General features: G+C 67.3%; 27 protein-coding genes. 18 read left to right on the top strand and 9 right to left on the bottom strand.

Annotated elements, in window-relative coordinates:
- Positions 1 to 3: 3 nt before the first annotated feature.
- Positions 4 to 297, bottom strand: a complete 294-nt coding sequence (locus AAFN89_RS05695; protein WP_347536803.1) for a hypothetical protein — start codon at positions 295 to 297, stop codon at positions 4 to 6.
- A 184-nt stretch (positions 298 to 481) separates the two neighbouring features.
- Between AAFN89_RS05695 and AAFN89_RS05690 the strand changes: the two genes are divergently transcribed.
- Positions 482 to 883, top strand: a complete 402-nt coding sequence (locus AAFN89_RS05690; RefSeq protein ID WP_347536801.1) for a hypothetical protein — start codon at positions 482 to 484, stop codon at positions 881 to 883.
- Here AAFN89_RS05690 and AAFN89_RS05685 read toward each other — a convergent pair.
- Positions 880 to 1,323: a hypothetical protein gene (locus AAFN89_RS05685; protein ID WP_347536799.1), complete on the bottom strand. Its 444-nt coding sequence runs from the start codon at positions 1,321 to 1,323 to the stop codon at positions 880 to 882. The genes AAFN89_RS05690 and AAFN89_RS05685 overlap by 4 nt on opposite strands.
- Before the next feature lie 90 nt (positions 1,324 to 1,413).
- Between AAFN89_RS05685 and AAFN89_RS05680 the strand changes: the two genes are divergently transcribed.
- From AAFN89_RS05680 to AAFN89_RS05665, 4 genes are all read left to right on the top strand, one after another.
- Positions 1,414 to 1,611: a twin transmembrane helix small protein gene (locus AAFN89_RS05680; protein WP_347536797.1), complete on the top strand. Its 198-nt coding sequence runs from the start codon at positions 1,414 to 1,416 to the stop codon at positions 1,609 to 1,611.
- Between the two features lie 51 nt (positions 1,612 to 1,662).
- Positions 1,663 to 2,226 carry a cob(I)yrinic acid a,c-diamide adenosyltransferase gene (locus tag AAFN89_RS05675; RefSeq protein WP_347536795.1) on the top strand — a complete coding sequence of 188 codons (564 nt, stop codon included), beginning with the start codon at positions 1,663 to 1,665 and terminating at the stop codon, positions 2,224 to 2,226.
- 154 nt (positions 2,227 to 2,380) lie between these two features.
- Positions 2,381 to 3,253 carry a 3-hydroxybutyryl-CoA dehydrogenase gene (locus AAFN89_RS05670; protein ID WP_347536793.1) on the top strand — a complete coding sequence of 291 codons (873 nt, stop codon included), beginning with the start codon at positions 2,381 to 2,383 and terminating at the stop codon, positions 3,251 to 3,253.
- A 162-nt stretch (positions 3,254 to 3,415) separates the two neighbouring features.
- Positions 3,416 to 4,162: a PRC-barrel domain-containing protein gene (locus tag AAFN89_RS05665; RefSeq protein ID WP_347536791.1), complete on the top strand. Its 747-nt coding sequence runs from the start codon at positions 3,416 to 3,418 to the stop codon at positions 4,160 to 4,162.
- 122 nt (positions 4,163 to 4,284) lie between these two features.
- Here AAFN89_RS05665 and AAFN89_RS05660 read toward each other — a convergent pair whose 3' ends face one another.
- Entirely contained in the window at positions 4,285 to 4,842 is a 558-nt protein-coding gene (locus AAFN89_RS05660; protein WP_347536789.1) for a TlpA disulfide reductase family protein, read from the bottom strand.
- A gap of 49 nt (positions 4,843 to 4,891) precedes the next feature.
- On the opposite strand from AAFN89_RS05660, the gene argH reads away from it, so the two are divergent.
- The 6 genes from argH to AAFN89_RS05630 all read left to right on the top strand — a co-directional run bounded on the left by argH (position 4,892) and on the right by AAFN89_RS05630 (position 12,247).
- Positions 4,892 to 6,301 carry an argininosuccinate lyase gene (gene argH / locus AAFN89_RS05655; RefSeq protein ID WP_347536786.1) on the top strand — a complete coding sequence of 470 codons (1,410 nt, stop codon included), beginning with the start codon at positions 4,892 to 4,894 and terminating at the stop codon, positions 6,299 to 6,301.
- Positions 6,298 to 6,435, top strand: a complete 138-nt coding sequence (locus tag AAFN89_RS05650; RefSeq protein WP_347536785.1) for a hypothetical protein — start codon at positions 6,298 to 6,300, stop codon at positions 6,433 to 6,435. The genes argH and AAFN89_RS05650 overlap by 4 nt, the downstream gene beginning before the upstream one ends.
- Positions 6,432 to 7,691, top strand: a complete 1,260-nt coding sequence (gene lysA / locus AAFN89_RS05645) for a diaminopimelate decarboxylase (protein ID WP_347536783.1) — start codon at positions 6,432 to 6,434, stop codon at positions 7,689 to 7,691. Before AAFN89_RS05650 ends, lysA begins: the two co-directional genes overlap by 4 nt.
- A 16-nt stretch (positions 7,692 to 7,707) precedes the next feature.
- Positions 7,708 to 10,317, top strand: coding sequence for a TIGR02302 family protein (locus AAFN89_RS05640; protein WP_347536781.1), 2,610 nt, complete (start codon positions 7,708 to 7,710; stop codon positions 10,315 to 10,317).
- Positions 10,318 to 10,462: 145 nt separating this feature from the next.
- Positions 10,463 to 10,987 carry a peptide-methionine (R)-S-oxide reductase MsrB gene (msrB, locus tag AAFN89_RS05635; RefSeq protein ID WP_347536779.1) on the top strand — a complete coding sequence of 175 codons (525 nt, stop codon included), beginning with the start codon at positions 10,463 to 10,465 and terminating at the stop codon, positions 10,985 to 10,987.
- A 135-nt stretch (positions 10,988 to 11,122) separates the two neighbouring features.
- Positions 11,123 to 12,247: a hypothetical protein gene (locus tag AAFN89_RS05630; RefSeq protein ID WP_347536777.1), complete on the top strand. Its 1,125-nt coding sequence runs from the start codon at positions 11,123 to 11,125 to the stop codon at positions 12,245 to 12,247.
- A gap of 56 nt (positions 12,248 to 12,303) precedes the next feature.
- Here the strand turns inward: AAFN89_RS05630 and AAFN89_RS05625 are convergent, their stop codons facing one another.
- Positions 12,304 to 14,529 carry a primosomal protein N' gene (locus tag AAFN89_RS05625; protein WP_347536775.1) on the bottom strand — a complete coding sequence of 742 codons (2,226 nt, stop codon included), beginning with the start codon at positions 14,527 to 14,529 and terminating at the stop codon, positions 12,304 to 12,306.
- Positions 14,530 to 14,608: 79 nt separating this feature from the next.
- Between AAFN89_RS05625 and fsa the strand changes: the two genes are divergently transcribed.
- From fsa to AAFN89_RS05610, 3 genes are read left to right on the top strand one after another with little or no spacing between them, the layout of a single operon-like run.
- A complete protein-coding gene (gene fsa / locus AAFN89_RS05620; RefSeq protein ID WP_347536773.1) occupies positions 14,609 to 15,298 on the top strand; it encodes a fructose-6-phosphate aldolase in 690 nt (229 codons plus the stop codon).
- 40 nt (positions 15,299 to 15,338) lie between these two features.
- Positions 15,339 to 16,058, top strand: a complete 720-nt coding sequence (locus tag AAFN89_RS05615; RefSeq protein ID WP_347536771.1) for a DUF484 family protein — start codon at positions 15,339 to 15,341, stop codon at positions 16,056 to 16,058.
- Positions 16,037 to 17,035, top strand: coding sequence for a tyrosine recombinase XerC (locus AAFN89_RS05610; RefSeq protein ID WP_347536769.1), 999 nt, complete (start codon positions 16,037 to 16,039; stop codon positions 17,033 to 17,035). Before AAFN89_RS05615 ends, AAFN89_RS05610 begins: the two co-directional genes overlap by 22 nt.
- Here AAFN89_RS05610 and AAFN89_RS05605 read toward each other — a convergent pair.
- From AAFN89_RS05605 to AAFN89_RS05590, 4 genes are all read right to left on the bottom strand, one after another.
- Positions 17,028 to 17,303 (bottom strand): PGPGW domain-containing protein, encoded by a 276-nt coding sequence (locus AAFN89_RS05605; RefSeq protein WP_347536767.1) that lies wholly within the window; start codon positions 17,301 to 17,303, stop codon positions 17,028 to 17,030. The genes AAFN89_RS05610 and AAFN89_RS05605 overlap by 8 nt on opposite strands.
- Positions 17,304 to 17,363: 60 nt before the next feature.
- A complete protein-coding gene (gene lpdA, locus AAFN89_RS05600; RefSeq protein ID WP_347536765.1) occupies positions 17,364 to 18,758 on the bottom strand; it encodes a dihydrolipoyl dehydrogenase in 1,395 nt (464 codons plus the stop codon).
- 102 nt (positions 18,759 to 18,860) lie between these two features.
- Positions 18,861 to 19,277 carry a VOC family protein gene (locus AAFN89_RS05595; RefSeq protein ID WP_347536763.1) on the bottom strand — a complete coding sequence of 139 codons (417 nt, stop codon included), beginning with the start codon at positions 19,275 to 19,277 and terminating at the stop codon, positions 18,861 to 18,863.
- A gap of 97 nt (positions 19,278 to 19,374) precedes the next feature.
- Positions 19,375 to 19,638 (bottom strand): usg protein, encoded by a 264-nt coding sequence (locus AAFN89_RS05590; protein WP_347536760.1) that lies wholly within the window; start codon positions 19,636 to 19,638, stop codon positions 19,375 to 19,377.
- Between AAFN89_RS05590 and AAFN89_RS05585 the strand changes: the two genes are divergently transcribed.
- On the top strand, positions 19,637 to 19,762 hold the full coding sequence (locus AAFN89_RS05585) for a hypothetical protein (RefSeq protein WP_347536758.1): 126 nt from the start codon (positions 19,637 to 19,639) through the stop codon (positions 19,760 to 19,762). The two genes, AAFN89_RS05590 and AAFN89_RS05585, sit on opposite strands and share 2 nt — an antisense overlap.
- A gap of 16 nt (positions 19,763 to 19,778) precedes the next feature.
- Here the strand turns inward: AAFN89_RS05585 and AAFN89_RS05580 are convergent, their stop codons facing one another.
- On the bottom strand, positions 19,779 to 20,747 hold the full coding sequence (locus tag AAFN89_RS05580; RefSeq protein WP_347536756.1) for a DMT family transporter: 969 nt from the start codon (positions 20,745 to 20,747) through the stop codon (positions 19,779 to 19,781).
- A 26-nt stretch (positions 20,748 to 20,773) separates the two neighbouring features.
- On the opposite strand from AAFN89_RS05580, the gene AAFN89_RS05575 reads away from it, so the two are divergent.
- The 3 genes from AAFN89_RS05575 to groL all read left to right on the top strand — a co-directional run bounded on the left by AAFN89_RS05575 (position 20,774) and on the right by groL (position 23,398).
- Positions 20,774 to 21,205, top strand: a complete 432-nt coding sequence (locus AAFN89_RS05575; RefSeq protein WP_347536754.1) for a hypothetical protein — start codon at positions 20,774 to 20,776, stop codon at positions 21,203 to 21,205.
- A 193-nt stretch (positions 21,206 to 21,398) separates the two neighbouring features.
- A complete protein-coding gene (gene groES / locus AAFN89_RS05570) occupies positions 21,399 to 21,710 on the top strand; it encodes a co-chaperone GroES (RefSeq protein ID WP_347536752.1) in 312 nt (103 codons plus the stop codon).
- Between the two features lie 47 nt (positions 21,711 to 21,757).
- The gene (gene groL / locus AAFN89_RS05565; protein ID WP_347536750.1) at positions 21,758 to 23,398 is read left to right on the top strand and encodes a chaperonin GroEL; all 1,641 of its coding nucleotides are present in this window, start codon (positions 21,758 to 21,760) and stop codon (positions 23,396 to 23,398) included.
- Positions 23,399 to 23,496 lie beyond the last annotated feature (98 nt).

The following is a 23,496-nucleotide window of genomic DNA, read 5'->3' as shown; positions in this document are numbered from 1 at the left end:
CTCCTAGCCGGCGGACGCCAGCAGCACCTGTTCGACGCCGATCATCTGGCGCAGCCGGTCGGCGATATGGCGCGCCATCCCATCCTCCAGCCCCGCCATCCTGAGGTCGATCGACATCCGGCCGCCCTCCGTGACGGCATGGAGGGCGACCGGCGCCAGCCCCAGCTTGGCGAACGGCTCGATCACGCGCGGCAATGTGGCGGGCTCCGCCTGGGCGGTCACAGAATAATGGTAGAGGGGAGATGCGGCGACGGCGGACACGGCCGCCTGTTCTGTCGCCTGTTTGGGGGTCGTCATCGGAAAAATCCTTCGGCGATCTGAAGAAGGGAAAGCGTTACGCCCCGGTCCTCAAGCGAGAACCGGGCCCCTAATTCGCCGAAAATTTCCAAGCGCCTTGACCATGGCGTCACCCTACCGGCCGTTCCGCCGGATCGTCAATGGACGGTTGAGGGGAAGCCCGCATGAGGGCTTAATCGGGACCATGCGCCGTCGACCGACCCTGGTCCTCCTGCTCGCGCTCCTCGCGCCGCCCACTCCCGCCGGGGCGCAAGTGCTCGATCAGGCGGACCGCGCCGCCTTCCAGTCGATCCTGGAGACCAGGCCGACGGGCGTCCCTGCCACGCTGCCATCGAGCGGCCGGACGATGACCGTGACGCGGACGGAAACCGCGCCCCGCATCTGCCGCGACTATACGATTGACGAAGGATCGGGCGGCGCGGTGGCCGTCGAGGGAACCGCCTGTCGGCTGGGCGCGGACCATTGGGAGATCGTGGGCGTCCTGTCGGCCGCCATGACGGAAGCCCCTTCCTTCCCGATCCCGCCGCCGAAACCTGACCAAGGATTGAACTTCCCCCTGCCGGCGGAGAAGCCGGCGACTCCTTAACCGCCGGGCGTGCGGTTGCCCATGAACTCCGTTACGAAATACCAGAAGACGTAGAAATAGAGGGCCAGCAGGATGCCCGCGGCCGCCACGCCCAGAAAGGCCAGAACGGGACTGAACAGCATCCCCGGCCAGAACATGAGCAGCCAGCCGATCACCGTCGGCCCCAGGATCAGCGCGCCCAGGAAGGTCAGCCACGGCCCGCGCCCCAGCGCCAGCGGCGCGACGATATAGCCCAGATTGAAGGCCAGGATGGCCAGCCCCAGCCGGAACAGCGCCTCTCGCGGCGCGTCGGCCAGCGGCCCGCGCGAGGCGAAATCCTGCGCCGTCAGGTAGATGAAGACGAAACCCAGCGTGATCGACGCCGCCACCAGCAGGCGGGGCGGCCGGCGCGGCCGGGAGGCGAGGGATTCGGGAACCGGGGGCTGGGGCTCCGGCGACATCGGCTCTCCTTGCTTCCGTTTCCCGGCGTTCCGTTTCCCCTCGGCGGCCCCTGTCATTCCGCCGCGACGCTCGCTATATACTAACCCATCATGAGCACGGTCTTCCTCATTCTCGCCATCCTGTCGATGATCGGCGTGGTCGCCTCCCTGGGCATCGGGATGGTCGGCATGGCGCGGAACGGCGAGTTCAACGCCAAGTACGGCAACACCATGATGCGCTGGCGCATCATCCTTCAGGGCGTGGCCATATTGTTCTTCGCGCTGGCGCTATGGACGCGCGGCGGCTGACCCGCATACCCTGACGCCCGTATATCCTAACGAACGACAGGCAGGCGGCCGATGGTCCAGCTTACCCGCATCTATACCCGTGGCGGAGACAAGGGCCAAACGTCGCTTGGCGACGGGACCCGCGTGCCGAAGCATTCCCTGCGCATGGACGCCATCGGCACCGTCGACGAGGCCAATGGCGTCCTCGGCCTTGCCCGGCTGCATGCGCAGGGAGAGGCCGACGCGATGCTGGAGCGCATCCAGAACGATCTGTTCGATCTGGGCGCGGACCTCTGCACGCCGGAGCGCGAGAATCCCGAATACCCACCCCTGCGGATCGTCGATGCGCAGGTGGAGAGGCTGGAGCAGGAGATCGACCGGCTGAACGCCGAGCTTTCGCCCCTGAAGAGCTTCGTTCTGCCCGGCGGATCGCCCGCCGCGGCCTATCTGCATCTGGGCCGGACGGTGGCGCGCCGCGCCGAACGGCTGATGACGGAGCTGGCGACGGCCGAAGCAGTGAACGAGGCGGCGCTGCGCTACGTCAACCGGCTCTCGGACCATCTGTTCGTGCTGGCCCGCTGGCTCAACGACAAGGGCGCGGCGGACGTGTTGTGGAAGCCGGGGGCCAACCGCTAAGGGTCGAGTCCCAGCGAAAGACCGTCATTCAATCGTCATTACGCGCGTTGACAGCCTGCCCCGGCCACTCCTATCGTCCCCACTCTCATGTTGCAGCGCACTAGAGCGGTTGCGCGCCATCGGCGAAGAGAGAGAAAGCGGCGGGACAAACGGTATGATCCAGACCATCGGTGTTATCGGCGCTGGCCAGATGGGCAGCGGAATCGCGCAGGTCTGCGCGCTCCACGGCTTCGATGTCACCCTTCTGGACGTTCGGCCCGAGGCGCTGGAGAAGGCGGTCGCCGGCATCGACGGGCATCTGGCCCGCCAGGCTTCCAAAGGGAAGATCGAGGCCGCGGACAAGGACGCCGCGCTGAGCCGTATCAAGACCGGCACCGACTACCGCATCTTCGACGCAAGCGACCTCGTGATCGAAGCGGCGACCGAGAATGAGGACATCAAGCGGGACATCTTCAAGCAGCTGGTCCCGCACCTGAAGGCCGGCGCGATGGTCGCCACCAACACCTCCTCCATCTCCATCACCCGGCTGGCGGCGACGACCGACCGGCCGGAACGCTTCATCGGCATGCATTTCATGAATCCGGTGCCGGTGATGCAGCTTGTGGAGATCATCCGCGGCATCGCGACCAGCGAGGACACCTATCAGTCGGTCCGCGATCTCGCCCACAAGCTGGGCAAGACCTCCGCCGTATCGGAGGATTTCCCGGCCTTCATCGTCAACCGCATCCTGCTGCCGATGATCAACGAGGCGATCTACACCCTTTATGAGGGAGTGGGGTCGGTCGAGGCCATCGACACCGCCATGAAGCTGGGCGCCAACCATCCGATGGGACCGCTGGAGCTGGCGGACTTCATCGGGCTGGACACCTGCCTGTCGATCATGAACGTGCTCTATGACGGGCTGGCCGACAGCAAATACCGTCCCTGCCCGCTGCTGGTGAAATATGTCGAGGCCGGCTGGCTGGGCCGGAAGGTCGGGCGCGGCTTCTATGATTATTCCAAGGACACGCCCGTCCCGACGCGATAAAGAAAACTGACATCTTAATAAATATCTGAGAAAAATATGGACGGGTCATTAACCCGCTTTCAGTATTGAAAAAATATTAATTTTGTTTAACCCGCACACTTCTTAAATTGCGCCTCAACATTGTTACATGAATGTCTCCACGAACAAGGAGGGCATTCACCAATGACCTATAAAACACTTATCTCAGGCACAGCGATCACCTTGAGCCTCGGCTTCGCCGCCATGCCGGCGATGGCCCAGGACGCTTCCCAGGCGCCCACCGCGCTTGCGGAGTGGAACTATGACGAAATCTACTCCAATGGCTGGAGCGCCGAAGAGTTCATGGATGAGGTCGACGTCACCGGCGCCGACGGGGCGGAGATCGGCGATATCGAGAATGTCCTGATCGGCGAGGATGGCCGGATCCTGAGCCTCATCGTGGAAGTGGGCGGCTTCCTCGACATCGGCGATTCCCATATCAGCGTCCCCTGGGAAGAGGTAACGATCGCCGGGGAAGGCGATGACATCACGGTCCCGATCAATGAAGACAATATGGAGCGCTACTCGCTCTTCGGCGAGTCGGGCTACTTCACCATGCCCGAAGGCATGATCGCGGAGCAGGTGAATGACGATCTGCTGACCGGGCCACGGGTCTGGAAGGCCAGCGAACTGATCGGCGACTATGCGCTGCTGAACGACGGCGACGCCGCCTACGGCTATGTCGACGATCTGATCTTCGACGACCAGGGCATGATCATGGCCGTCATCGTCGATCCCGCCGTGGGGACCGGACGCTATGCCTATCCCTATTATGGCTACGGCTACGGCTTCCACCCGGGCTACACCTTCTACATGCTGCCCTACGCCGGCGACGAGGTGGAAATCGTCACCCCGTTCGATGAAACGCAGATGGAGTCCTGGGACGACTAGAACTGTTAACCCCCTCACCCAACCCTCTCCCACGGAGGGGAGAGGGCTAACAACTTCACCCTCTCCCCTTCGTGGGAGAGGGAGGGACCCGGCGAAAGCCGGGAGGGTGAGGGGGCTTTCCTTTACCCCTCCAGATACCTCCTGATTTCCTCGATCGAAGCCCGGCTGTCCCATTCCTTGGCGCCGGGATAGGCGGCGACGATGCGGCCTTCCGGGTCAATCAGGTAGGTGGTCGGCAGCCCCTGCGCACCGAAGGCGATCGGGGCGCGGGCGGTGGGATCCAGATAGATACTGAGATTGACCACGCCGACCCGGCTGTAGAACGGCTCCACTTCCGCCATGCCGCCGCGATCGATCGACAGCGCCACGACCTCGAATCGCTCCCCGCCGAGCGCCGCCTGTAGGCGGTCGAGCGAAGGCATCTCCTCCACGCAGGGTGCGCACCATGTGGCCCAGAGGTTGAGCAACACGTACCGCCCCTGGAAGTCATCCAGTGTCAGACTGTTGCCCGAGGCATCGGAAAAGCTTATGTCGGGCGCTGGCCTCGGCAGGGCGGAGCCGTCGGCGATGGGCGGAGGCAGCGTGGCGACCCTCGCCGGCGCCAGCGCGAAACCCAGCCAGACGGCAAGGAGCGCGACCACGCCCAGGATCGCGCTGAACCACAGAACCGGTTTGCTCACCCCGAAGAACCTTCCTATTTTCCGCTGACGCCCAACGATCGATCGAGCGATGCCAGACAAATCTACCAAACAAGACGGCGCCAGCAACAAGCTGTGGGGAGGCCGCTTCGCCGGCGGCCCCGACGCCATCATGGAGCGCATCAACGCTTCCATCGGCTTCGACAAGCGCATGGCCGCCCAGGACATCGCCGGATCGAAGGCCCATGCCGCGATGCTGGCGAAGCAGGCCATCATCACGGCCGAGGATTCCGCCGCCATCGCCGGCGGGCTGGACGCCGTCGCTGACGAGATCGCGTCCGGCGCGTTCCGGTTCAAGACCGAACATGAAGACATCCACATGAATGTGGAGGCGCGGCTGGCCGAACTGATCGGCGCGCCTGCCGGCCGACTGCACACGGCGCGGTCGCGCAACGATCAGGTGGCGACCGACTTCCGGCTGTGGACGCGCGACGCGCTGGACCGGCTGGACGAAGGGCTGAAAGCCTTGCAGGAAGCGCTGATCGCGCAGGCCGAGCGGCACGCCGACACCATCCTGCCCGGCTTCACCCACCTTCAGTCGGCCCAGCCGGTGACCTTCGGCCATCACCTCATGGCCTATGTCGAGATGATCGGCCGCGACCGGGGCCGCGCGGCGGATGGCCGCAGGCGGCTGAACGAGAGCCCGCTGGGCGCGGCGGCGCTGGCCGGAACGCCCTTCCCGATCGACCGGCAGGCGACAGCGGCCGCGCTCGGATTCGACCGGCCGACGGCGAACTCGCTCGATTCCGTCTCCGACCGGGACTTCGCGATCGAATATCTCTCCACCGTCGCGATCTGCGCCATGCACCTGTCGCGGCTGGCGGAGGAGATCGTGATCTGGACCTGCGACCAGTTCCGGTTCGTCCGCCTGTCGGACGGCTTCACCACCGGATCGTCGATCATGCCGCAGAAACGCAACCCGGACGCGGCGGAGTTGGCGCGCGCCAAGACGGGCCGCATCTTCGGTCATCTGATCGGCCTGCTGACGGTGATGAAGGGCCTGTCGCTGACCTATGCCAAGGATATGCAGGAGGACAAGGAGCCGGTCTTCGACGCCGACGACAGCATCAGCCTCTGCGTCGCCGCCATGACCGGCATGATCGCCGACATGAGCGTGAACAAGGAGGCGATGCGCCGGGCGGCGGAGAACGGCTTCCCGACCGCGACCGACCTGGCCGACTGGCTGGTGCGGGTTCTGGACCTGCCCTTCCGGCAGGCCCACCACGTCACCGGCCGGATCGTGAGGCTGGCGGAGGAGGCGGGCGTCGGCCTTGCCGACCTGCCGCTGGAGACGGTGCGGTCGGTCGAGCCGAAGATCACCGCCGACGTATTCTCCGTCCTCACCGTCGAAGCCTCCGTCGCCAGCCGCATGAGCCATGGCGGCACGGCGCCCGTCCGGGTCCGCGAGGCGATCGCCGAAGCCAGGAAGCGCTACCTATGATCCACCGCACACTCATCCTCCTGGCCATGGCGGCAGCCCTGACGCTGGGCGCCTGCGGCAAGAAGCCGAACTTCGTCGACCCGCCGCAGGGCGAGGAGAACGACACCTTCCCGCGAACCTATCCCACGTCATGAGCGGCTTTTCCTACAAGGGCGGCGTCCTCTGCGCTGAGGACGTGCCGCTGCCCACGCTCGCGTCGGAGGTCGGGACGCCGTCCTATGTCTATTCGACCGCCGGGCTACGGGCCAACTGGCGACGGTTCGCAGACGCGCTGACGCCGCGCGGGATCGCGATCAGCTACGCCATCAAGGCCAATTCGAACCTCGCGATCATCCGGACCCTAACGGGCTTCGGCGCGGGCGCGGATGTTGTGTCGGAAGGGGAGATGCGCCGGGCGCTGGCCGCGGGCGTGCCGCCGGGGCGCATCGTCTTCTCCGGCGTCGGCAAGACAAGGAGCGAACTGGCCGCCGCGCTGGCCGCCGGCATCCACCAGATCAATGTCGAAAGCCTGCCGGAGCTGGACCTGCTGAGCGCCGTCGCCGTCGAGGCGGGCGCGACGGCCCCGGTCGCCATCCGGATCAACCCGGATGTCGACGCGCGCACCCACGCCAAGATCACGACCGGCCGCAAGGGCGACAAGTTCGGCGTCGACCTGGATATGGCGGTCGAGGCGTTCCGCCATGCGCGGTCGCTGCCCGGCATCGACCCGCTGGGCGTCGCGGTGCATCTGGGCAGCCAGCTTCTGGAGCTCGACCCCTATCGCAGTGCCTATCGCAAGCTGGCCGAGCTGGTGCGGACGCTGCGCGCCGACGGGTTCGACATCCGCCGCGTCGATCTGGGCGGCGGCATGGGCGTGACCTATCGGGAGGAAGCGCCGCTGGACCTTGAAGCGTACGGCGCGCTGGTCGAGGCGGAGATGACGCCGCTGGGCGTCGAATTGATGGTCGAGCCGGGGCGCGCGCTGGTCGCCGAAGCCGGGATGCTGCTGGCCCGCACGATCTTCGTGAAGGAAGGCAGCGGTCACCGCTTCCTGATCCTCGACGCCGCGATGAACGATCTGATCCGGCCGGCGCTCTACGATGCCTGGCACGACATCCTGCCGGTCGCGGAGCCCGCCGCCGGTGGGGCCGTGACGCCCTATGACGTGGTCGGGCCGGTCTGCGAGAGCGGCGACACCTTCGCCCGGCAACGCGCGCTGCCGCCGATGCGGGCGGGCGATCTGGTCGCCTTCGCCGGCGCGGGGGCTTACAGCGCGGTGATGGCGTCGGAATACAACTCCCGGCCTCTGGCACCGGAGATTCTGGTCGACGGAAACCGATTTGCCGTCGTCCGAAAAAGGCCCACATTCGAAGAGATGATCGAACTGGAGGCGATGCCTCCCTGGTTCTAGAGGAGACACGAGCCCGGTGCAGCGCGCCCCCGACGACCGCCGGACCGGACGATCGAACAGCCCGGCCGAACCCAGGATCCGCATCGCCGGAGCCTGGGCGGCGCTGGCGTGGGAGCGGATCTGGCCGGCGCTGTGGCCGGTCGCGCTGCTTCTGGGCGGGCTGGTCGCCCTCGCGCTGTTCGATATTCTCCCCGCCCTCCCCGGCTGGCTCCACCTCTCTGTCCTGATCGCGGCGCTGCTCGCCCTGCTGGCGCTCGGCGCGCGCGGGCTGATAGGGCTGAAGCTGCCGACGGAGGCGGAGGCCAGGCGGCGGCTGGAGACCGACAGCGGCCTTGCCCACCGCCCCTTGAGCGCCCTTCGCGATATTCAGGCGACCGGTTCCGCCGACGCCGGCAGCCGGACGCTCTGGTCGCTTCATCAGGAAGCCCTGCGGCGGGCGGCGGGGCTCTGGCGGCTTCGCGTGCCCCGGCCCGGCGTGCCGGCAAGGGATCGCTTCGGGGCAAGCGGGCTGGTCGTCCTGCTGCTGGCGCTCGCTGGCGTGGCCGGGTGGGGCGAATGGTCGGAACGCGCGGCCCGCGCTGTCGCGCCGAACTTCGCGGAGGCCGCGACCGAACCGCCGCCGGTTCTCGACCTCTTCATCACGCCGCCGGGCTATACCGGCCTGCCGCCCCTCTATCTCCGCGCCGAGGGCGGCGGGGAGTCCGAGCCGGCGACGGCCGCGACCGAGCCGGTGGAGATCCCCGTCGGCAGCGCGCTACTGGCCCGCGTCGGCGGCGGCGAGGCGATTCCCGTCCTTCGGCTGGCTGAGGCGCTGACGCCCTTCACCGGCGTCGACGGCGATACGTTCGAGATTTCGAGCACGGTCACCAGCGGGTCGGCCATCGCGGTGACTCAAGGCGAGGAGACGCTGGGCGCGTGGCCGATCCGGGTGATCCCCGACGCCGCGCCGGAGATCGCCTTTTCCGAACCGCCCGGCGCGACGGAGCGGTTCGCGCTGCATCTCGCCTATCTGGCGACGGACGATTACGGCGTCGACACCGTACAGGCGACCCTGACCCTGCCGCCGGACGCGCCCGAAGCGCTGGACCGCACGCCGATCGTCATCGACCTGCCCGTGCCCGGCCGGCTGCCGCGCGAAGCGGAGGGATCGAGCTATCACGATCTGACGCCCCATCCCTGGGCGGGGCAGCGGGTGACGGTCGCGCTGGCCGCCACGGACGCGGCCGGCCAGACCGGCCGCGCCGAGCCGGTGGAGACGGTGCTGCCCGAACGGCAGTTCAACCATCCCGTCGCCCGCGCGATCATCGACCAGCGGCGCGCGCTGATGCTGGACCCGGCCAGCCGGGACGTGGTGGCGGAGGTGCTGAACGACCTCTCGCTCCGCCCCGATCGGTACTATGACGACATCGTCGTCTTCCTGGCGCTGCGCACGGCGGCGCGGCGGCTGGCGCTCCAGGACGATGTCGAGACGCTGGTCGATCCCGTGCAGCGGCTGCTGTGGGACACGGCGCTGAGGATCGAGGATGGCGATCTGTCGATGGCCGAGCGCGACCTTCGCGACGCCCAGCGGGCGCTGGCCGAGGCGCTGGAGAATGGCGCGTCGGACGAACGCATTGCCGAGTTGATGGATGAGTTGCGCCAGGCGCTGGACCGCTACCTCGCCGCCCTGCAGCAGCAGATGATGGAAAGGCTGGCGCGGGGCGAGGAGCTCCAAACCCTGCCCGTGACACCGGAGAACGCGATCACCCGTGACCAGCTTCAGGAGATGCTGGACCGGATGCAGGAGCTGTCCGAGACCGGGGCCCGCGACGCCGCGCGGGAGATGCTGGCCCAGATGCAGGAGATGCTGGAGAACCTGCAGAACGGCCAGATGGCGCAGTCCCCGCAGCAGGACCAGGCCGACGAGCGCTTCATGGAGATGATGGAGCAGCTCCAGAGCCTGACCGAGGCGCAGCGGGAGCTTCTGGACCAGACCTTCCGCAATTCCCAGCAGGACCAGCAAGGCCGGCAGCCGGGGCAACAGGGCGAGCAGGGCCAGAACCCGCCCGGCCAGAACCCGCAGCAACAGCCGGGCAACCAGCCGGGCCAACAGCCCGGCGACGAGTCTGGTGGCGGCAGGGGCGACGCCCCTTCGGATTTCCCCGCCCAGGGGGCGCAGATCCAGGAGGCGCTGCGCCGCGCGCTGGGAGAGATGATGCGCCAGATGGGGGAGATGACCGGCAGCATCCCCGCTCCCTTCGGCCAGGCCGAGCAGGCCATGCGGCGGTCGGAGCAGGCGCTGGGCGGCGGTCAGCCGGGACAGGCGGTGGGGCCGCAGACGGAGGCGCTGGACCAGCTCCAGCAGGGCATGGAAGGGCTGGTCGACCAGATGATGGAGCGGATGGCCCGCCAGGGGATGCAGCCCCAGCCGGGCCAGCCCGGCCAGCGGATCGAATCCGGCCGCGACCCGCTTGGCCGCCCGACCTCCGAAGGCGGCAACATCGATTCCGGCGACGTCCAGATTCCGGAGGAAGCCGATATCCAGCGCGCCCGCCAGATCCTGGACGAGTTGCGTCGTCGCCTGGGCGAACGCGACCGTCCCGAACTGGAGCATGAATATATCGAGCGCCTGCTGCGGCGATTCTGACGCCAGCCGCGCCCTCCGGCTCACCGCCCGCCCACGCGATCGTGAACCGGTCGGCTGGCAAAGTTGAAACCGGGACCCCACCTCAAGGCGTAGCATCGTCACATTCGGAATCCGAAGCCGGAATCCTAAGAAGGAGTCTCAAACGATGCTCACACGTCGACATCTTGGCATGACCGCCGCCGCGGCGGTCGCCCTTAGCGGAGCAGGCGCCATGAAGCTGTTCGGAAGTTCGGCCAAGGCCGAGAATCGCGGAAACTTCCCGGTGAGCCATACCGAGGAGGAATGGCGGGAGCTGCTGACCGACGCCGAATACCGGGTTCTTCGCGACCACGGGACGGAGCGTTCGGGCTCCAGCCCGCTTAACCAGGAACATCGCGCCGGAATTTTCATCTGCGCCGGCTGCAATCAGCCCGTCTATTCGTCCGAAACGAAGTTCGAGAGCGGGACCGGCTGGCCCAGCTTCTATGCCCCCATCGAGGGCGGCGTCGGCACGTCGGAAGACCGGAAGCTGTTCATGGTCCGCACAGAGGTCCATTGCAGCCGGTGCGGCGGCCATCTGGGCCATGTCTTCGAGGACGGCCCGCCGCCGACCGGCCTGCGCTACTGCATGAACGGCGTCGCGATGGACTTCGTGCCCGAAGGCGAGCCGATGCCGGACCTGCTCGCCTGATCGTTGCGATTTCCCAATAAATCGGCAGCGGGGCCAATTTCGACGTTATTTCAATTTTAGAAAACTGCTAGACTTCCGGTTCGGCTTTCAACCGCTCTTGGGGGCATGGGGGGTATGCGGGAGGCCATCCGGACGTTGTACGAGTACGCCCTGGCGGAAGATGGCTGGGAGCCGCTGCTCGGCCATCTATCGTCGGAGTTCGCGAGCGGCTATGCGGTGATCATGAGTCATGACCACCGCGCCGATCGCACGCGCGTCCATTGCGCCACCGGCCATGTGACGGCGGCGGAATGCAAGGCCTATGACGACCACTACAGCCGCACCAGCCCGATCCTGAGCCACCGGCGCGGGGACGCCGCCGGCACGATCTTCAGTGACCGCGACTATCCCGACTATGACGGCTATGTCCGGAGCGAGATCTACAATGATTTCTTCACGCCGCTGGACGCCGAGCACATGCTGGACGTCCACCTGCAGGTGTCTGACGAGGAATCGACCAGCCTGGTCCTCCGCCGCGGCCGGGCCGCCGGCGCCTACGGGCGCGCGGAGGCACGCCGCCTGTCCCTGATCACTCCCCATCTTCAGGCGATCCTGCGGCTGCGCACTAGGATCGGTGCCCTGAAGGCCGAGCGGGACGCCCTGCACGCGGCGCTGGACCAGCTCAGCGTCGGCGCGGTCGTGACCGATCCCAAGGGCGACATCGCTTTCGCCAACGATACGGCGCGGGAGATGCTGACCGCCGCCGACGCCGTCACGGTCGATCGTCGACAGCTTGTCCCGGCCAGCCGCCGGCATGCGCGGGAGCTTCACAGGCTGGTCGGTGAGGCGGCGGAGAGCGTGGAGACCGGACGCCCGCCGGAGAACCAGATCCTGGCCCTACCGCGGAGCGATGATCGGCCGCCGCTCACCCTGTCCTTCGCCGCCCTGCCGCAATCGGACGCGCTGGGGATGGAGACGGCGCGGGTGCTGGTCCTGCTCCACGACCCGGAGGCGAGCCCGCGGCGGACGGAGGATTCGCTGATACGCCTCTACGGCCTGACACCGGCCGAAGCCCGGCTGTCAGCCGAACTCGCCGCAGGTCGCACGCTGGCGGCGGTGGCCGAACGCAACGGCGTCTCCATCGTCACCGTCCGTTCCCAGCTTCAGTCGACCATGGCGAAGACGGGGATCAACCGTCAGGCGGACCTGATCCGGCTGGTCCTCGGCAGCGCCCGCATACCCGCTCCCCGGGAAAGAGCGCCGCTGGCCCTGGGAGTTTGAGAAGCCAGGGAAGGAGGGCTTTCCCTCCCCCTCATGGCGAGCCCGTCGAACCGCCTTCAGAGGAAGCTGTAGGGGTCGATATCGACCGCGATCCGGACGGAGCCCGGGACCTTCACCCGCGTCAGCCAGTCGGCGATCGTCCGCTGGAGCGCGATCCGGCGATCGGCCTTGACCAGCAGCCGACGCCGGTGCCGCCCGCGCAGCACGGAAAGCGGCGCGGGCGCGGGCCCCAGCACGTCGATCCCCTTCCCGCGCGGCGCGGTCCGGCCAAGCGCCTGGGCGACACGGTCGACATCCCCGGCGTGAGGGCCGGAGACGATCAGCGCCGCCAGCCGGCCAAAGGGCGGCAGCAGCCGCATCTCCCGCGCCTCGGCCTCCTGCGCCAGGAAGCCGTCCCGATCGCCGGCGACCAGCGCGCCCAGCACCGGATGTTCCGGCATGTGGGTCTGGAGCAGTACCCGGCCGGGCCGTTCCGCCCGCCCGGCGCGTCCCGACACCTGCTGGAGAAGCTGGAAGGTCCGCTCGCTGGCCCTGAGGTCGCCGCCCGACAGGCCCAGATCGGCATCGACCACGCCGACCAAGGTCAGCAGCGGGAAATGGTGCCCCTTGGCGACGAGCTGCGTTCCTATGATCAAATCGACCTCCCTCTCCTGGATGCGGCGAATGAGGTCGGCGGCCTGGGCGGGCCCGTGGATCAGGTCCGACGCCATCACAATCGTGCGGGCGTCGGGAAAGCATTCGGCCACCTCCTCGGCGATCCGCTCCACCCCGGGCCCGCAGGCGCGGAAGCTGTCGGGGGCTTCGCAGGTCGGGCAGACGGAAGGCAGGCGTTCGCCATAGCCGCAATGGTGGCATTGCAGGCGGCCCGCCAACCGGTGTTCGACCAGCCAGGCCGTGCAGTTCGGGCACTCTAGCCGGTGACCGCAGGAATCGCAGAGCGTCAGCGGGGCATAACCCCGGCGGTTCAGGAACAGCATCGCCTGCTCCCCCCCCGCCAGCGTCTCCGCCACCGCCTGCTTCAGCGTCGGTGAGAGGAAGCGCTGACGCTCCGGCTTGTCCTGCCTGAGATCGATCGTCTCCAGCGCCGGCAGGGTTGCGCCCGCATGCCGGTCGGGCAGATGGAGCCGCCGATAGCGGCCCTGGTCGGCGTTGACCACCGTCTCCAGCGCCGGGGTGGCGGAGACCAGGGCGATCGGGATCTCCCCCAGATGCGCCCGCACCACCGCCATGTCCCGGGCGTGGTAGATGACCCCGTCCTCCTGCTTGAAGGCCGTCTCGTGCTCCTCGTCGACGACGATCAGCCCCAGACCGGGGAAGGGCAGGAAGAGGGCCGAGCGCGCGCCGACGACGACCTTCGCCGAGCCTTCGGCGACCGCCCGCCAGGTCAGCCGGCGGCGCGCGCCCGTGAGGTCGGAATGCCATTCGGCCGGCGGCGCGCCGAAGCGCCGGGCGAACCGTTCCAGCCATTGCGCCGAAAGCGCGATCTCCGGCAGCAGCACCAGCACCTGCCGGCCCGCCTCCAGCGCGGCGGCGATCGCCTCGAAATAGACCTCCGTCTTGCCGGACCCGGTGACGCCGTCCAGCACCGTCGCGCTATAGCCGCCCTCCCTGACCTGCCCGGCCAGCATATCGGCCGCCGCCTGCTGATCGGGCGAAAGCGCCGCCCCCGCCTGGCTCCAGTCCGGCAAGGGAAGGTTCAGCCGCGCCGGCAGGGCCACCGCCTCGATCATCCCGGCCTCCGCCATGCCCTTCAGCACGCCGGTCCCGCAGCCGGCCTCCCGCGCCAGCTCCGCCGGCAGGCGCGGCGGTCCGTCTTCCAGCACCGCCAACACCCGGCGGCGCGCGGGGGTCAACTTTCCCGCCACCGATCCGCCGTCCGCCGCCCGATACGCCTGGGTCGGCTTCGGCGGGTTGAGCGCGGAGAGCGTGCTGATGCACATCCGCAGGACGGCGCCCGGCGGGCTCATCACATAGTTCGCCACCCAATCGACGAATCGCCGGCTGGCCTCGGGGATCGGCGGCGCGTCGTGGCGGGCCAGCACCTCCTTCAGCCGCTTGTCGGGAAGATCGCCGCCGCCTTCCCCCCAGACGACGCCGGTCAGTTCCCGGCTGCCCAGCGGCACAAGAACGCAGTCTCCGGCCGCAAGCGCCATCCCCTCCGGCACCGCGTAATCGTAGGCTTCCGCCAGCGGCAGGGGCAGCAGCACGCGCACGCGGCGGCGCGGGCCGTCCGCTTCGGCCGCCTGGGCATCGGCCTGGGAACTGGAACCGGGGGAGTCCATCGGCTACAATCGCCGGGACGTTCGTTCGACGCGCCAGGGGCCGGAGAATGGGCCCCCCGGACATTCACACGAGATCATCATGAAATTCTTCATCGACACCGCCGACCTGAACGAGATTCGCGACCTTGCCGCCACCGGCCTGCTGGACGGCGTGACCACCAACCCGTCGCTGGTCGCCAAGGCCGGCCGGAACTTCCTGGACCTGATCGCGGAGGTCTGCGAGGTCGTTCCCGGCCCGGTCAGCGCGGAGGTCGCCGCGACCGACTTTGACACCATGCTGGCTGAGGGCAAGGCCCTTGCCAAGATCGCCCCCAACGTGGCGGTGAAGGTGCCCCTGACGCCGGACGGACTCAAGACCTGCAAGCGCCTCTCCGACGACGGCACCATGGTCAATGTGACGCTCTGCTTCTCCGCGGCGCAGGCGATCCTGGCGGCCAAGGCGGGCGCGACCTTCATCAGCCCCTTCGTCGGCCGGCTGGACGATATCGGCCAGGACGGCATGGAGCTGATCGCCGACATCGTCCAGATCTACGACATGTATCCCGAGATCACGACGGAAGTGCTGGTCGCCTCCATCCGCGGGCCGCAGCACGTCATCTCCGCCGCCAAGATGGGGGCTCATGTGGCGACCATGCCGCCGACCGTGCTGCGCCAGCTCTATAAGCACCCGCTGACCGACAAGGGGCTGGAGGCGTTCCTGGCCGACTGGGCGAAGAGCGGCCAGACGATCCTTGGCGACGACGTGCAGCCGATCAAGAAGCAGGCCTGAGCGGCCGGATCAGGGGAAAAAGGGGCAGGCGAGACGCCGCATGGTTCAGGAAACCCGCCGAAGCGACGAACGCGCCGCGGACTCCGTGGTGACGGAGGGCGAGGTCGCGGCCTACCTCAACGCCCATCCCGATTTCCTGATCGACCATCCGGAGGTGGTGGCGCGCATGGCCGCCCCCACCCCCGACCGTCCGGACGGGGTGGTCGACCTGCAATCCTTCATGGTCGAGAGGCTGCGGTCGGAGGTCGACCGGCTGAAGGGCCAGCAACGGGCGATCATCAGCGCCAGCCGGGCCAACCACAACAGCCAGAACCGCGTCCACGCCGCCATCCTGTTCCTGCTGGACGCGCGCAATTTCGAGCAGCTTATCCAGACCATCACCACGGACCTGGCCGTGCTGCTGGACCTCGATGTCGCCTGTCTGCTGATCGAATCGAACGGGCAAGACCTGCCGCAGGCCCTGGCGTCGGGGATCAGGGTGGTCGACGAAGGGTTCGTGGAACAGCATCTGGCCCATCGCGAAGCCCTGCTCCAGGGCGACATAGCTGGATCGGAGGCGATCTTCGGCGCGGGAGCCGGCCTCGTCCGCAGCCAGGCGCTGGTGCGGCTGGCGATCTCCGCCGACACGCCGCCCTGCCTGCTGGCGCTGGGATCGCGGGAGCCGGACATGTTCCATGAAGGCATGCGCACGGAGTTGATGAGCTTCATGGCCCGTGTGCTGGAACGGTGCATCGGCTCATGGCTCGACCTGCCGGCGTGACCGCCGGTGAGGCCGCCGTGGCCGACGCCGGCGGCCTCACCTTCCTCTGCGCTGCCGACACGGCCGCCGCCGCCGGCCGCTGGCGGCGGTGGCTGGAGGTGGAGAAGGCGGCCTCCAGTCACACCGTCAGGGCCTACTGGACCGACCTTGTCGCCTTCCTCACCTTCGCCCGGGATCATCTGGGCCGCCCGCCCGGCCTCAATGATCTGGGCGATTTCACGCTCGGCGACTTCCGCTCCTATCTCGCCCGACGGGCGGGGCGCGGGGCGGGGGCCGTCAGCCGCGCGCGGAACCTGTCGGGCGTGCGCAGCTTCTTCGCCCATCTCGACCGGGCGGGAACCCTGCACAATCCCGCACTTGCGTCCTTGAGCAATCCGAAGCTGCCGCGCAGCCTGCCCAAGCCGCTGGCGGCCGGGGACGCGCTGAAGGTGCTGGACGTGGCCGCCGCGATGCCGGCGGAAGGCTGGGTCGGTCTCCGCGACAGCGCCCTCTTCGCGCTGCTCTATGGCAGCGGCCTGCGACTGGGAGAGGCCCTGGCGCTCGATATGGGCGACCTGCCGGAAAAGGGCGCGCTGACGGTCATCGGCAAGGGCCGAAAGCAACGCCAGGTTCCCCTTCTGCCGGAGGTGATCGCGACAATCGAAGCCTATCGCGCCGCCTGCCCTCACCCGGCTACCAGCAATGCGCCGCTCTTCGTCGGCGTGCGGGGCGGCAGGCTCAACCCAGGCGTCGCCGAACGGCAGATGCGGGTCCTGCGGTCTGCGCTGGGCCTGCCGGCCACCGCGACGCCGCACGCGCTGCGCCACAGCTTCGCGACCCACATCCTGCATGATGGCGGGGATCTGCGGGCGATCCAGGAGCTGCTGGGCCACAGCTCGCTCTCCACCACCCAGCGCTACACCGAAGTGGACGATTCGCGGCTGCTGGATATCTATGCCGACGCCCATCCGCGGGCGCGGAAGCAGCCCGCTACCTGATACGCCGCCCACGAAACCACGCGACCAGCGCGTCGGCCTTCCGTTCGGCGAAGGAATGGGCGCGGTTGACCGCCGGGTAGCGGCGGCGCGTCCTGACCACCAGCGCCCGCGCCCAGGGCTGGACGCGGGCCAGCAGGATCAGCCCGATCAGCAGGAAGAGGAGGCCCTGGAGAAACGGCAGGAAGATGCCGGCGACGCCCAAAACGACCAGCCCCCAGCCGAGGACCAGGAAGGCCAGCCGCTTGCGCCGGGACATCGTTTCGGTCATGCGGGCCGCCCCTGATCCCGCGGAGGGATCATCAGATAGTAATCCCGCTCGGGGGATCGGTCAGATATGCAGCGGCCTGCCGTCGACGGCCAGCGCCGCCTCCTTCACCGCCTCGTTCAGCGTCGGATGGGCGTGGCAGGTCCGGGCGATATCTTCCGCCGACGCGCCGAACTCCATCGCCATGGCGCATTCGGCGATCATCGTCCCGGCCTCCGCGCCCATGATGTGGATGCCCAGAACGCGGTCCGTCTTCTTGTCGGCCAGCACCTTGACGAAACCATCGGTCGCGTTCATCGCACGGGCGCGGCCGTTGGCGGTGAAGGGGAACTTGCCGGACTTGTACTCCCGGCCTTCCTCCTTCAACTGCTCCTCCGTCTTGCCGACGGAGGCCGCTTCCGGCCAAGTATAGACCACGCCGGGGATGGCCTCGTAATTCACATGACCCTTCTGGCCGGCAAGGCTTTCCGCCAGGGCGACGCCCTCCTCCTCGGCCTTGTGCGCCAGCATCGGCCCGACGATCACGTCGCCAATGGCGTAGACGCCGTCCACATTGGTGGCGAAGTGGCCATCGGTCTTGATGCGCCCGCGCTCGTCCAGCTCGACGCCGATCGCCTCAAGCCCCAGCCCTTCGGTACGCGGCTTGCGGCCTATCGCCAGAAGCACGTAGTCCGCTTCCAGCGTCTCCGAATCCCCGCCCCTGGCCGGCTCCAGCGTCAGGCTGACGCCCTTCTTCGAAGCCTTGGCCCCGGTGACCTTGGTCGCCAGCTTGAACTTCATGCCGGACTTGCCCAGCGTGCGCTGCATCTGTTTGGAGATTTCGCCGTCCATGCCGGGCAGGATGCGGTCGAGGAACTCCACCACCGTCACCTCCGCGCCCAGCCGACGCCAGACCGACCCCATCTCCAGCCCGATATAGCCGCCGCCGATGACCACCAGATGCTTGGGAACGCCCGGCAGGGCGAGGGCGCCGGTCGAGCTGACGATGCGATCCTCGTCGACCTCCACGCCCTTCAGCGGCGCGACGTCGGAGCCGCTGGCGATGATGATGTTCTTGGCCTTGTAGCTCTTGCCGGCGACCTCGACCATGTCCTTGGCGGTGAACTTCGCCCAGCCCTTCAGCCAGTCGATCTTGTTCTTCTTGAACAGGAACTCCACGCCGCCGGTGTTCGCCTTCACGACGCCGTCCTTGTGGGCCATCAGCGCCTTCAGATCCAGATCGACCTTGCCGACCTTGACGCCGAACGCGCCCAGATGATCGCGCGCCTCCTCATACTTCTCGGAAGCATAAAGCATCGCCTTGGACGGGATGCAGCCGACATTGAGGCAGGTGCCGCCCAACGTCTCGCGCCCCTCGACGCAGGCCGTCTTCAGGCCGAGCTGTGCGCAGCGGATGGCGCAGACATAGCCGCCGGGGCCACTGCCGATGACGATCACGTCGTAGGTGGCGTCGCTCATTTCTGTCCTCGGAATTGGAGTCGGTGCGGAAAGCGGCCGCACCATGCCGCAAGCGCCCCCCTCCAGGCAAGAGAGGGGCGGCCGCCGGTCAAGCGGAGAGGGTCACCATTCGCCGGTGTTGGGCATCGACGCCCACGGCTCCTTCGGCGGCAGGGATTCGCCCTTCTGCAGCAGTTCGACGGAGATGTCGTCGGGCGACCGGACGAACGCCATGTGCCCGTCGCGGGGCGGGCGGTTGATGGTGACGCCATTGTCCTGGAGCTTCTGGCAAAGGGCGTAGATGTCCTCGACCTCATAGGCCAGATGGCCGAAGTTCCGGCCGCCGGAATATTCCTCCGGATCCCAATTGTAGGTCAGCTCGACCTTCGCATCCTCGTTCCCCGGCGCGGCCAGGAAGACGAGCGTGAACCGCCCCTTCTCGTTCTCCATCCGCTTGACCTCGTTCAGGCCCAGCAGGTTGTAGAAGCGCAGGGATGCGTCGATGTCCGTCACCCGGACCATGGTGTGCAGATATCTCACGGGCAGGATCGTCCTTCGTTCGGGGATTGATGAGATTGGCACCCTTCACATAGGCGCGGGAACGCACCCGGCAAAGCCCCGATCGGCCAAGAACGATCTAATGCAGCCTCATCTCACCGTCGAAATGGCGGAGTTCGCCCGGCGTCACCAGCCCGGCATGGGCGACCTTCACCGAATGAAGCCGACCCTCGATCTCGCGCGCCCAGAAATCCAGGAAGCGCCGCAATTCCGGGAAGGAGGGGGCGATGTCCAGATGCTGCCAGATAAAGCTCTGGAGCAGGCCCGGATGATCGGGCAGGTGATAGAGGATCTCCGCTGTCGTCAGCCGGTAGCCGCGAAGCTGCAAGGACAGGTTGCTCATGAGTCTTGAGGTCTCCCTTCCTGCTGTTGACCGCCTCACCGGCCTGTCGCGCCGTTCCTTTTTGTTCATTGAAGTGTCACTTGAATTTCCCGCTTCCGCAAGAAAAACCATCAATATCAATTGATTAGCAGCGCAAGACGTTAAGTGCTGCCAGATTGCCAAGCCCGCCGACTCATGCGCGCATGCTCCCACGACATCAGCAGCACGCCGACGAACACCGTCCCGAATCCCAGCAGGTGCAGCCAGCGGAACGGCTCATCGAGCAGCAGGTAGGAAAGGACGAGCGCGGAGACCGGCATCAGCCCCATGAATCCAGCGGCGACTGCTCCCTCCGCCTTGGCGAGGCCGGAGTACCAGAGCCATGTCCCGAGCGCGAGCGTCCCCGCCCCGTACCACAGGAGCGCCGCCCAGACGCGGCCGCTTGTCTCCGCGACGGCGAAGCTTCCCCACTGCCACAGGGCGAAGGGCAGGAAGACCGGGATGGAGATGACGGCCGCCAGGAAGGCCACCAGGACGGGATCGACGCTTTCGGACATCTTCTTGCCCAGCAGGGTATAGGCCGTCTCGCAGCAGACCGCGCCGAAGACGAGGCCCGACCCGAGGAGCAGGCCGCCATTCCCCCCGCCGCCGGACCCGCCGCCCGATCCCTGGCGACCGAGATGGAGGATGAGGACGCCGCCGACCGCGAGCGTGACCGCCGTCAGCTTCCGCCAGGTCGGCCGATCGCCCATGAAGAGCATGGAGGCGGCGGCGGTGACGGCCGGCGTGGTGCTCATGACGATCGCGCCGACGACACCGGAGATCATGCTCATGCCGTAGAGCATGAGGGCGGAGAAGCCGAACATCCCGAAGAGGGAGATGAACGCGACCAGAAGCCATTCCCGCCGACCGAATCCCTTCACCTGCCGCCAGTTGCGCAGGGCGAACGGCGCCAGCACGAGCGCGCCGATCGTCACCCGCAGGGCGGAGGCCACGAACACCGGCACGGCGGCGGTGACGATCTTGCTGACCGGCGTCGCCGACCCGAACGCCGTCATCCCCAGCGCCAGTTGCAGATAGACCGTTGAGGATGTCGACGCTTTGCTCTCTCGATTTCGATCAACGGTCATGCCAAGGGCAATAGGGCGATCAGATTTTGGTTCGTTTCGCCGTCAGATTGTTGGACATTCCGCCCTATGTCAGGGTCATCGGGATGAGCGGCGAAACCAGCAAGGAAGTGTGGATCGAGCGGCGGCTGCCGGTATGGGTGGCGCTGTCGGAGCTGTTCATCGATACCGAGCTTCAGCCGGCGGCTTACGACGCCATCGCCAGGACCATCCGTCAGGCGGGGATCGGCCGGGCCGAGGCGCTGACGATCCTGAAGGAGGAAGTCGCGCCGGTCTTCTATTCGAACACGCTGTCGATCGCCGGGAACTGGACCGGCTGGCCCGAGGCGGAGGTCCGGGGATCGATCATGGAACATTTGTCGCGCGGACCGGTCAGGCGCCAGGTCGCGGTGGTGGCGGCGAAAATCTGGCGTTCCTATGCCGAACGATGGGAAGAGGTCGCCCGCCGGCTGACCGATTGAAGGCGTCCCGATAGGGCCCGTCGCGGCTTTTCGGTTCTCCGCCTCTTGACGGCCCAAAAATGGCTTCCCAAATCCGTTGGCACTCGATCGGCAGGAGTGCTAAAAGCAGCGCTTCCCGCCGCTTCGGGGGAACGTCATCAGCATGTCAATCGGCGCTTCACCGGCGACCGATCAATCGAGGGAGTGAAAGATCATGGCTTTTCGTCCGTTGCATGACCGCGTGCTCGTCCGCCGGGTCGAACAGAGCGAAAAGACGACCGGCGGCATCATCATTCCGGACACCGCCAAGGAAAAGCCCCAGGAAGGCGAAGTGATCGCCGTCGGCGCGGGCGTTCGCGACGACAAGGGCGCACTCCAGGCGCTGGACGTCAAGGCCGGCGACCACATCCTGTTCGGCAAATGGTCCGGCACGGAAGTGAAGATCGACGGCGAGGACCTCCTGATCATGAAGGAGAGCGACATCCTCGGCGTTCTGGACGGCAGCCGCGCCGCCAAGGCCGCCTGAATCTCGCCCGGTCGGTTTCCCTCCCTTTCTCATCAAGGTGAATGAACATGGCAGCCAAGGAAGTTAAGTTTTCGTCTGATGCCCGCTCGCGGATGCTGCGGGGCATTGACGTGCTGGCGGACGCGGTGAAGGTGACGCTGGGTCCGAAGGGCAGGATGGTGGTGCTGGACAAGTCGTTCGGCGCGCCGCGGATCACCAAGGACGGCGTCTCGGTGGCCAAGGAGATCGAGCTTTCCGACAAGTTCGAGAACATGGGCGCGCAGATGGTCCGCGAGGTCGCCTCGAAGACCAACGACCTGGCCGGCGACGGCACGACGACGGCGACGGTGCTGGCCCAGGCGATCGTCCGCGAGGGCGTGAAGTCGGTGGCCGCGGGCATGAACCCGATGGACCTGAAGCGCGGCATCGACCTGGCGGTCGAGGCGGTGGTGGCGGACCTCAAGGGGCGCAGCCGCAAGGTCGAGACCAACAACGAGATCGCCCAGGTCGGCACGATCTCGGCCAATGGCGACAAGACCATCGGCGACATGATCGCCCAGGCGATGGAGAAGGTCGGCAATGAGGGCGTGATCACGGTCGAGGAGGCCAAGAGCCTGGAGACCGAGCTCGAGGTCGTCGAGGGCATGCAGTTCGACCGCGGCTACCTCTCGCCCTATTTCGTGACCAATGCGGAGAAGATGGTCGCGGAGCTGGAGAACCCGTACATCCTCTACCATGAGAAGAAGCTGTCGAACCTGCAGGCGATGCTGCCGGTGCTCGAGGCCGTGGTGCAGTCCTCCCGGCCGCTCCTGATCGTGGCCGAGGATGTCGAGGGCGAGGCGCTGGCGACCCTGGTGGTCAACAAGCTGCGCGGCGGTCTGAAGGTGGCGGCGGTCAAGGCGCCGGGCTTTGGCGACCGGCGCAAGGCGATGCTCGAGGACATGGCGATCCTGACCGGCGGCCAGGTGATCTCCGAGGATCTCGGGATCAAGCTGGAGACGGTGACGCTCGACATGCTGGGCACGGCCAAGAAGGTGCAGATCACCAAGGAAGAGACGACGATCGTCGACGGCGCCGGGGCCAAGGCCGACATCGAGGGGCGGATCGGCCAGATCAAGGCGCAGATCGAGGAGACCTCGTCGGACTATGACCGGGAGAAGCTGCAGGAGCGTCTGGCCAAGCTGGCCGGCGGCGTGGCGGTGATCCGGGTCGGCGGCGCGACCGAGGTCGAGGTCAAGGAAAAGAAGGACATGGTCGACGACGCCATGCACGCCACCCGGGCGGCGGTCGAGGAAGGCATCGTCGCCGGCGGCGGCTCGGCCCTGCTCTACGCCATCAAGGCGCTGGCCAAGGTCGATCCGGCCAATCCCGACCAGAAGGTCGGGGTGGAGATCGTCCGCCGGGCGCTGCAGACCCCGGCCCGGCAGATCGCCAGCAATGCCGGCGTCGACGCCTCGATCGTGGTCGGCAAGCTGCTCGAGCAGGCCGACACCAACTTCGGCTACAACGCCCAGACCGGCGAGTATGGCGATCTGGTCAAGGAAGGCGTCATCGACCCGACCAAGGTCGTCCGCGCCTGCCTGCAGAACGCAGCCTCCGTCGCCGGGCTGCTCATCACCACCGAAGCCATGATCGCCGAAAAGCCGGAAAAGAAGGCCGGCCACAGCCATGGCGGCGGCATGCCCGACATGGGCGACATGGACTTCTGACCGGAAGCTCCATCGCCAAGGGAGAGGGACGCCTTCGGGCGTCCCTTTTTCTTGCGCCGCATCCCGCTCGGTCCGCTTCCGGAACCGTTGCGTGGCCG

It is taken from the genome of Inquilinus sp. CAU 1745, assembly GCF_039839375.1.
GTDB lineage: Bacteria > Pseudomonadota > Alphaproteobacteria > DSM-16000 > Inquilinaceae > JBDOQU01.
The sequence above is the reverse complement of the archived record's forward strand: the minus strand, read 5'-3'. Positions and strand labels throughout refer to the sequence as shown.

What these genes read in the sequence shown, in the direction of transcription:
- AAFN89_RS05695 (WP_347536803.1), bottom strand. Translation starts at nt 297, where the DNA reads ATGACGACCCCCAAACAGGCGACAGAACAGGCGGCCGTGTCCGCCGTC.
- AAFN89_RS05690 (WP_347536801.1), top strand. Translation starts at nt 482, where the DNA reads ATGCGCCGTCGACCGACCCTGGTCCTCCTGCTCGCGCTCCTCGCGCCG.
- AAFN89_RS05685 (WP_347536799.1), bottom strand. Translation starts at nt 1,323, where the DNA reads ATGTCGCCGGAGCCCCAGCCCCCGGTTCCCGAATCCCTCGCCTCCCGG.
- AAFN89_RS05680 (WP_347536797.1), top strand. Translation starts at nt 1,414, where the DNA reads ATGAGCACGGTCTTCCTCATTCTCGCCATCCTGTCGATGATCGGCGTG.
- AAFN89_RS05675 (WP_347536795.1), top strand. Translation starts at nt 1,663, where the DNA reads ATGGTCCAGCTTACCCGCATCTATACCCGTGGCGGAGACAAGGGCCAA.
- AAFN89_RS05670 (WP_347536793.1), top strand. Translation starts at nt 2,381, where the DNA reads ATGATCCAGACCATCGGTGTTATCGGCGCTGGCCAGATGGGCAGCGGA.
- AAFN89_RS05665 (WP_347536791.1), top strand. Translation starts at nt 3,416, where the DNA reads ATGACCTATAAAACACTTATCTCAGGCACAGCGATCACCTTGAGCCTC.
- argH (WP_347536786.1), top strand. Translation starts at nt 4,892, where the DNA reads ATGCCAGACAAATCTACCAAACAAGACGGCGCCAGCAACAAGCTGTGG.
- AAFN89_RS05650 (WP_347536785.1), top strand. Translation starts at nt 6,298, where the DNA reads ATGATCCACCGCACACTCATCCTCCTGGCCATGGCGGCAGCCCTGACG.
- lysA (WP_347536783.1), top strand. Translation starts at nt 6,432, where the DNA reads ATGAGCGGCTTTTCCTACAAGGGCGGCGTCCTCTGCGCTGAGGACGTG.
- msrB (WP_347536779.1), top strand. Translation starts at nt 10,463, where the DNA reads ATGCTCACACGTCGACATCTTGGCATGACCGCCGCCGCGGCGGTCGCC.
- AAFN89_RS05625 (WP_347536775.1), bottom strand. Translation starts at nt 14,529, where the DNA reads ATGGACTCCCCCGGTTCCAGTTCCCAGGCCGATGCCCAGGCGGCCGAA.
- fsa (WP_347536773.1), top strand. Translation starts at nt 14,609, where the DNA reads ATGAAATTCTTCATCGACACCGCCGACCTGAACGAGATTCGCGACCTT.
- AAFN89_RS05615 (WP_347536771.1), top strand. Translation starts at nt 15,339, where the DNA reads ATGGTTCAGGAAACCCGCCGAAGCGACGAACGCGCCGCGGACTCCGTG.
- AAFN89_RS05610 (WP_347536769.1), top strand. Translation starts at nt 16,037, where the DNA reads ATGGCTCGACCTGCCGGCGTGACCGCCGGTGAGGCCGCCGTGGCCGAC.
- AAFN89_RS05605 (WP_347536767.1), bottom strand. Translation starts at nt 17,303, where the DNA reads ATGACCGAAACGATGTCCCGGCGCAAGCGGCTGGCCTTCCTGGTCCTC.
- lpdA (WP_347536765.1), bottom strand. Translation starts at nt 18,758, where the DNA reads ATGAGCGACGCCACCTACGACGTGATCGTCATCGGCAGTGGCCCCGGC.
- AAFN89_RS05585 (WP_347536758.1), top strand. Translation starts at nt 19,637, where the DNA reads ATGAGTCTTGAGGTCTCCCTTCCTGCTGTTGACCGCCTCACCGGCCTG.
- AAFN89_RS05590 (WP_347536760.1), bottom strand. Translation starts at nt 19,638, where the DNA reads ATGAGCAACCTGTCCTTGCAGCTTCGCGGCTACCGGCTGACGACAGCG.
- AAFN89_RS05580 (WP_347536756.1), bottom strand. Translation starts at nt 20,747, where the DNA reads ATGACCGTTGATCGAAATCGAGAGAGCAAAGCGTCGACATCCTCAACG.
- groES (WP_347536752.1), top strand. Translation starts at nt 21,399, where the DNA reads ATGGCTTTTCGTCCGTTGCATGACCGCGTGCTCGTCCGCCGGGTCGAA.
- groL (WP_347536750.1), top strand. Translation starts at nt 21,758, where the DNA reads ATGGCAGCCAAGGAAGTTAAGTTTTCGTCTGATGCCCGCTCGCGGATG.